Source organism: Actinoplanes subglobosus (assembly GCF_042650585.1).
Classification (GTDB): domain Bacteria; phylum Actinomycetota; class Actinomycetes; order Mycobacteriales; family Micromonosporaceae; genus Actinoplanes; species Actinoplanes subglobosus.
Genome location: NZ_JBHSBL010000018.1, coordinates 657,026 through 663,491 on the forward strand (window position 1 = coordinate 657,026; position 6,466 = coordinate 663,491).

At 69.5% G+C, this 6,466-nt stretch carries 6 protein-coding genes, 3 tRNA genes and 1 pseudogene; 7 read left to right on the forward strand and 3 right to left on the reverse strand.

The annotated features are described in order from the left end of the window. The 3 genes and pseudogenes from ACFO0C_RS24925 to ACFO0C_RS24935 all read right to left on the reverse strand — a co-directional run. Positions 1 to 500: pseudogene (locus ACFO0C_RS24925) on the reverse strand (hypothetical protein); the annotation flags it as partial. Positions 501 to 569: 69 nt separating this feature from the next. Next, entirely contained in the window at positions 570 to 2,858 is a 2,289-nt protein-coding gene (locus ACFO0C_RS24930) for a putative bifunctional diguanylate cyclase/phosphodiesterase (RefSeq protein ID WP_378069056.1), read from the reverse strand. Between the two features lie 92 nt (positions 2,859 to 2,950). After that, positions 2,951 to 3,562, reverse strand: coding sequence for a hypothetical protein (locus tag ACFO0C_RS24935; protein WP_378069057.1), 612 nt, complete (start codon positions 3,560 to 3,562; stop codon positions 2,951 to 2,953). Between the two features lie 249 nt (positions 3,563 to 3,811). Between ACFO0C_RS24935 and ACFO0C_RS24940 the strand changes: the two genes are divergently transcribed. The 7 genes from ACFO0C_RS24940 to ACFO0C_RS24970 all read left to right on the forward strand — a co-directional run. Further along, the gene (locus ACFO0C_RS24940) at positions 3,812 to 4,006 is read left to right on the forward strand and encodes a hypothetical protein (protein WP_378069058.1); all 195 of its coding nucleotides are present in this window, start codon (positions 3,812 to 3,814) and stop codon (positions 4,004 to 4,006) included. A 94-nt stretch (positions 4,007 to 4,100) separates the two neighbouring features. Further along, positions 4,101 to 4,172 (forward strand) — tRNA-Gly (locus tag ACFO0C_RS24945). Between the two features lie 38 nt (positions 4,173 to 4,210). Then, positions 4,211 to 4,281, forward strand: a tRNA-Cys gene (locus ACFO0C_RS24950). Positions 4,282 to 4,296: 15 nt separating this feature from the next. Beyond that, positions 4,297 to 4,368, forward strand: a tRNA-Val gene (locus ACFO0C_RS24955). A 531-nt stretch (positions 4,369 to 4,899) separates the two neighbouring features. Beyond that, positions 4,900 to 5,172 carry a DUF2795 domain-containing protein gene (locus ACFO0C_RS24960; protein ID WP_378069059.1) on the forward strand — a complete coding sequence of 91 codons (273 nt, stop codon included), beginning with the start codon at positions 4,900 to 4,902 and terminating at the stop codon, positions 5,170 to 5,172. A gap of 96 nt (positions 5,173 to 5,268) precedes the next feature. Then, positions 5,269 to 5,649 carry a DUF2267 domain-containing protein gene (locus tag ACFO0C_RS24965; RefSeq protein WP_378069060.1) on the forward strand — a complete coding sequence of 127 codons (381 nt, stop codon included), beginning with the start codon at positions 5,269 to 5,271 and terminating at the stop codon, positions 5,647 to 5,649. 475 nt (positions 5,650 to 6,124) lie between these two features. After that, positions 6,125 to 6,466 (forward strand): hypothetical protein (locus tag ACFO0C_RS24970; protein WP_378069061.1); only part of this gene is annotated, 342 nt, incomplete at its 3' end.

Sequence of the window (6,466 nt, forward strand, 5' to 3'; positions counted from 1 at the left end):
GCCGCCTGCAGCGCCGCCAGCATCGCCTGCGGCAGCTGCACCACCTGGGCGTCCATCACGTAGAACGAGTCCAGGTCGGGGTCGAGGATGAGGTTGGAGTCGTTGCCGATCTCGGCGATCAGCGCGGCCAGGGCGGTGGCGGTGGCGATCCGGGCGGCCACCGTGCCGTCGCCGGGCTCCGGGACGGCCGCCACCGCGTCGGCGATCTCCAGGTCCGGCTGGGCGTCGGCGGCGGCACGGACGGCGGCGAGATCGGGGGTACGGCCGGCGGCCGTGTCCGTCAACGCGACGAGCACCGAGCGCAGGACGTCGGCGCCCTCCCGCTCGCGGGTGCTGAAGGCGATGTCCGACGAGGTCACCGCGGTGTACATGCCGGTGGCCAGGGCCCCGGGGACGAGCAGGGCGAGCACGACGACACCGAGCCGGGTCGCGGTGCGGATCCGGTCGGTGATGCTCAGAACCGGTCGCAGCACGGTCGGCGGCGAGGCACTCGGTGTCATACCCCACCTTCCTTATGACCCTTCAAAGGTTTTTATACGGCAGAAGCGCAGATGTGTCCGGCGTTCGGGTCAGGCCTCCGACAGGGCCGGTGCCCGGTCGATCCAGGCGGTCAGGTTGGCGGGCACATCGGCCTTGCTGTAGAGCCAGCCCTGCACCAGATCACACCCCTGCTCGCGGAGCCAGTCGCGCTGGGCCTCGGTCTCCACGCCCTCGGCCACCACCCGGTGACCCATCGCCCGGGTCATCGCCAGCACCGCGCGGACGATCGGCTCCTTGGCACCGTTGTCGCCGACACCCTGCACGAACGACCGGTCGATCTTGACGATCCCGACCGGGAGCCGATCCAGGTAGCTCAGCGACGAATAGCCGGTGCCGAAGTCGTCGACGCAGAGCGTGACACCCATCGCCCGCAGGGCGTCGAGGGTGAGCAGCGCCGCCTCCAGGTCCTCCATCACACCGGACTCGGTGATCTCCAGCCACAGGGCGGACGGCGCGAGGCCGTGCTCCCGCAGCGCGTCGTCGACGATGCGCACCAGCGAGCCGTCACGCAGCTGGCGCACCGCGACGTTCACCGACACGTGCAGCGGGCGGGCGCCCGGCCCGCGCCGGGCGGTCCACTCGGCGAGCTGCCGGACCGACTCGCGCAGCAGCCACGCCCCCATGTCCTCGATCATGCCGGTCTCCTCGGCGATCGGGATGAACCGCACCGGCGACACGAAGCCCAGCTCCGGCGACTGCCACCGCATCAGCGCCTCGAAACCGTCCAGCTCGCCCGAGGCCAGATCGATGATCGGCTGGAAGTGCGCGGCCAGCTCCTCGCGTTCCAATGCGCCACGCAGTGCCTGCTCCAGCCGGACCCGGTCACGCACCTGGTCCCGCATCGAGGCGTCGAAGAGCGCGTACATGTTCCGGCCGTTGCTCTTGGCCTTGTACATGGAGGTGTCCGCGTCCCGGATCAGGTCCAGCGCGTGCACGTCACCGGTCGACTTCGCCACCCCGATCGACACCGACGTCACCACGTCACCGATGGAGAGCGAGAACGGCCGGTTGAACTCGGCGATCAGCCGCTCGGCCAGCTGCTCGCCCAGCCGCTCGCTGGGCGGACCGGCCAGCGCCACCACGAACTCGTCGCCGCCGATCCGGCTGACCAGATCCTCGGCCCGCACCTGCTGGGTGAGCCGCTCGGCGACCGCCCGGAGCAACTCGTCACCGACCCGGTGACCCCAGTTGTCGTTGATCATCTTGAACCGGTCGAGGTCGAGGAAGAGCAGGCTGATCTCGAGACGCTCACCGGCGGCGCGGCCGGCCCACAGCGTCACGGTCTCGGTGAGCAGCTCCCGGTTGGGCAGGTCGGTGAGCGCGTCGTGGGTGACCCGGCGCCGGCTGATCCGCTCGGCGCGGGCGCGGGAGTTGTTCGAGCGGATCACCCGGTACAGCACCGTCAGCACCAGCGACAGGCACAGGGCCGCCCGGATCAGGTTGCTCGCCATGGACTCCGGCGGCATCAGCGCGGTCAGCCCGACCGGGAAGATCACCATCGCGCCGATCAGCACGGTCCGGCCACGGCTCAGGTCACGGGTCACGCCCTCCTGCGGCTCGGTCAGCGTCCGCATCGACGGGTGCAGGGACGCCGCGGTCAGCAGGACGAACATCAGCAGCAGGAACGTGTCGACCCACGACTGCGGTACGGGCACCCGCAAAGCCTCGCGCAGGCAGTAGAACAGGTCACCGGTGAACAGCGCCCCGCACGCGAGCACCAGCAGCCACAGCGACGGCTGCCGTACGCCCCGCGACAGCATCAGCCGGGCGGCCAGCACCAGGATCGTCACGTCGAAGACCGGGAACAGCGCGTTGACCTGCTGCGAGCCGGTCAGGTCGGAGGCCAGGTTCGGGGCGATCAGGAAGGTCCAGGTGAGGAACGCGATCCCGAGCCCCATCAGGAGCGCGTCGATCCGCGCCGAGTCGTCCTCGTCGGCCCGCCGGTGCCGCAGCATGACCATGAAGCAGAGGCCGATGATCAGGTAGGCCGGAATCGTGAGCAGGTCGGGGAGCAACGTCAGCCAGTCGGGCAACCCGCCGAACTCGCGGACCACCCGCAACAGGCTGCTCAGCACGAAGAAGTACGAGGCGTGCCGGATGTGCCGCCACGGCGTCTCGTCGGCCGGGCGGTTCAGGTGTGGCCCCCGGTGGATCGCGATCAGGCCCTGCACCAGGAGCAGGGCCATGACCGGGGAGGACGCCTGCTCCGGGCCGAACAGCAGGACCAGCACCAGAGGGAGCCCCACGCCCAGGTGCAGCCGGAACTCGAGAAGGGCCCGAGCAGCGGGCGCTTGGCCGTTGGCCTCGACGTGGGTCATGACCCTCTATCGGCGAGGAAAGCGCGTGCCTTATCCATGTCGCGGGTGATGACCCGGCTCACGCCGACTTCGACAAGACACGCGCCGGCCGGTCAGGTGCCGGTGCCGGTGGTGCCCTGCTGGGTGCCCTGTTGCTGCTGGGTGGTCCCGGAGTCCTGCTGGGTGGTCCCCGGGTCCTGCTGGGTGGTGCCGGAGTCCTGCTGGCCGGGCATGCCGCCACCGCCCGGCATGCCTCCGCCGGGGCCGCCGCCGAATCCTCCGCCCGGGCCACCCTGCTGGCCGGTGGAACCGTCCTGGGTGGCGACGACCGGGGTGCCGCCGACCGCGGTCATGATGCCGGCGGTGATGCCGGAACTCGCGATCGCGGTCACCAGGACGGCGGCGATCAGGATCACCTTCGGGCTGCGTTTCGGCTTGCTCGCCGCGGGCGGCGGCGCCTCCCACGACGCCGTCGGCGGCCCGGCCGGCGGGAGCGGCCCACCGGGGAACCCGGCCGTCGGCGCGGGCGCGGTCGGTGCGATCGGCGCGGCCAGTTCGGCCGGCCTCGCGACGGGCATCCCGGCGGCCGGCGCGGCCGGCTCGGCCGGTGGGGCCAGCTCGGCCGGTGGGGCGGTGATGACCTCGGTGGCCGTGGTGGGCTCGTCGGCGGTCGCGGCCCACGGGTCGCGCGGGGGCTCGGTGGTCAGCTGGTCGTTGACTGTCATCTGTCTGCTCCTCGGGAGGTCGGCGAAGACCATCGTGCGGAGCGTGTTTGTGCGGACTCTGTGCCCCGAGCAGGAAACCTCTGTCAACCCGGAGTGGCCGGGAGACTGCTGATCGTGGCCACCGTTCCCGGCGCGGGCATCCGGCTGACGTCCCGCTGCCGGATCGGGTGGATCTCGTCCGACGGGCGACCGGTATTGCGGCGACCGCCTGACATGCGAGATTGTCGCGCGTATTCGAGGGAGGCCCCGATGGAAGAAGCACTCGCGGCGTACACCGCCGGTCATGGCGACGGCAGCGTCGGCATGCGTGACGGCACACGCGCCAACGACCCGGAAACCGGACAGGACTACCGGATCGGTGTCGTCGACGGCAGCGTCGCGGCGTTCCAGGCCGAGCTGGTCGCCGAGGTCCGCCGGCTCCTCGACTCGCCGGAGGGGCTCTGACCTGTGACGCGACCCCTAAAGCGGGGGGTGCTTTGGCATCTGGGTCGGGGCTCGGCTAAGGTTTCATCCGTCGCCAGGGAAACCTGGGGGTCAAGCGGAAGTGGCGCAGTGGTAGCGCATCACCTTGCCAAGGTGAGGGTCGCGGGTTCGAATCCCGTCTTCCGCTCGGAGAAGGCTGTTGCTGATCCTTGCATCGGCCGCCTCGGTGGAGTGGCCGAGAGGCGAGGCAACGGCCTGCAAAGCCGTGTACACGGGTTCAAATCCCGTCTCCACCTCGCTTTTATGGTGCGGGGCGATTGGCGCAGCGGGAGCGCGCTTCCTTGACACGGAAGAGGTCACTGGTTCGATCCCAGTATCGCCCACGAGTAGTTCGTTATTGAACCGGATGCCCGTTTGGGGATCCGGTTCTATTTCTATCTATGGTGATGACCTGCGGTTATGCGCAGGGCTCGGCGGTTCGTGGCCCACTATGGTCTCGCCCGGTCCGCCACCAACCCAGCGCCGCCTCGCGCAGCCCACCCGACCGTCGCACACGCCGCTGGTCGACGCCGATCGTCGTACTGCTCAACTAGCTCCCGGACGACCGGCGCTGTCAGCTCGATCGGTTCGACGCTTCCGGACTCGACCTCTTCCCGCCGCGGGAGGGTGACGCGGTCGGTATCGGCTGTCCGCGCGCGAGTACAGCGTGATCGTCGTCGTCGCCAAGTGGTCCACCAGTGTGGTGTGCGGCTAGCGGATCTTGCGCGGCCGCGCTCCGATACGTCGACATCGATACGGCGGAGACGCAACGGCGCGGCACGCTGGACGCACTTCGCAGCGTGGCCGAGGAAGTCCGTCGTTGGCCCCGCGGGTGCCGCATGTTCGGCAGCACCATCGCTGGGTATGCGCCCATCATGACCACTGTTGACGAGGTACTGCGGTACCTCAACGAGCTGGACTATCCGGCGACCAGGGACGACATCGTCCAGGAGGCTGAGGGCGAGGGCGCGCCGATCGGGGTGCTCAAGGCGCTGCGGGGCATGCCGCCCGTCGAGTACCGCAACAAGGACGAGGTGGTCCGCTCGGCGAAGACGGACATCGCCCGGGAGACCCCGGCCGAGAAGGCCGCCAAGGCACGGGACAAGAAGCACCAGCGGGTGGCGGAATACCTGCGCGACACGAGCTGACCCAGCCGCCGTCGACCGGCTCTCACCCGTACCGGATGAAGCACCTGCCTGTTCGCCGATTCGCCGAACAGGTCCGAGCGAACGAGGAGGACGACGATGGACGAGCGGGCACTCGCCGCGGTGGTGGCGGACCGGGCCGGTCTGGCCAAGGAAGAGGCCGCGGACCTCATCCGCGGCACGCTGGAGGAGGTAGGCAAACAGCTCAGCGGCGGCGAACTTCGGGAGCTTGCGCTCGACCTTCCGGAGGATTTGGCCGGCAACCTACCGCCGCGGCACGACGGCGGAGCGCATCCGGTTCCGCTGGACGACTTCGTCCACGAGCTGAGCCGGCGTACGGGCCTCAAAGAAGACGAGGTCACCCGGGGTGTCCGGGTGGTGCTGACCACGCTCAGCCAGACGACCGACGGCGCGCACCTGCGGCACGCCCTGTCCCAGCTGCCCGCCGAGTACCGTGAGCTGACCACGACGGCGGCCTGAACAGCGTCACGCCCAGGTCAACCCACCGCCGACCCGCACCCTTGACGCGCCAGTAGTGTCGGCCCGTCCGACGCCCTCATCTCGGCAAAGCAGTCCGCCTTTGTGAGGGACGGGATCAGGACGGGGCAAACGGGTGTGTGGTTCGGACTCTGCCACGTATCGCCCACGGGTATTTGCATCCGAACCGCCTGTCAGATCTGACAGGCGGTTCTGTTTCCGGGTCCGGCGGTGAGGTCCCGGCATCTGATCTGCGCGGCGCCCGGTCGGCCACCGTTCATCCGTCCGGGATGATGCGACCGCCGGGTGGCGGCTCGGGTTCGCTCGGCCGCGCGGTTTTCGCTCGGTGTCGCCGGGGATCGTACTCAGTGGTGCACCTTGTGTCCCATATCTGTCGGGTTCCGTCGGAGTGCTTGTCGGGGGTCGTGTCGAGTTCCAATATCCATAGGTCTGTTTCGATCTAAGGACGGGGATTTAGATGCGAAATCGAGCAATGGTCCGTGCGTTGTCCGTCGCCGCGCTCGCCGCGGGTGGCCTGATGCTTCCCGCGGCCGCACAGGCTCAGCCCTCCGACTGCTGGAGCAGGTACTGGGAGGGCACCTCCATCCAGACCGGATGGCAGGCCGGCTGCGACACGACCTCCCGGCCGGGTAACGACCAGTGGCGGGCGATCGCCTACTGCGTCCGGGACAACAACCCCAACATCCGGGTCACCGTGTACGGCGGCTGGGTCGGTGGGGCCGGCGGTGTGAAGTCGATCGCCCGCTGTGCGCTCAACTACTCGCCGAGCAGCGGCACGTACCAGACGCGGATCCTTCCC

Bases quoted from the DNA above. Each gene is read 5' to 3' on its own strand.
- ACFO0C_RS24930 (WP_378069056.1), bottom strand. From the start codon at position 2,858: ATGACCCACGTCGAGGCCAACGGCCAAGCGCCCGCTGCTCGGGCCCTT.
- ACFO0C_RS24935 (WP_378069057.1), bottom strand. From the start codon at position 3,562: ATGACAGTCAACGACCAGCTGACCACCGAGCCCCCGCGCGACCCGTGG.
- ACFO0C_RS24940 (WP_378069058.1), top strand. From the start codon at position 3,812: ATGGAAGAAGCACTCGCGGCGTACACCGCCGGTCATGGCGACGGCAGC.
- ACFO0C_RS24960 (WP_378069059.1), top strand. From the start codon at position 4,900: ATGACCACTGTTGACGAGGTACTGCGGTACCTCAACGAGCTGGACTAT.
- ACFO0C_RS24965 (WP_378069060.1), top strand. From the start codon at position 5,269: ATGGACGAGCGGGCACTCGCCGCGGTGGTGGCGGACCGGGCCGGTCTG.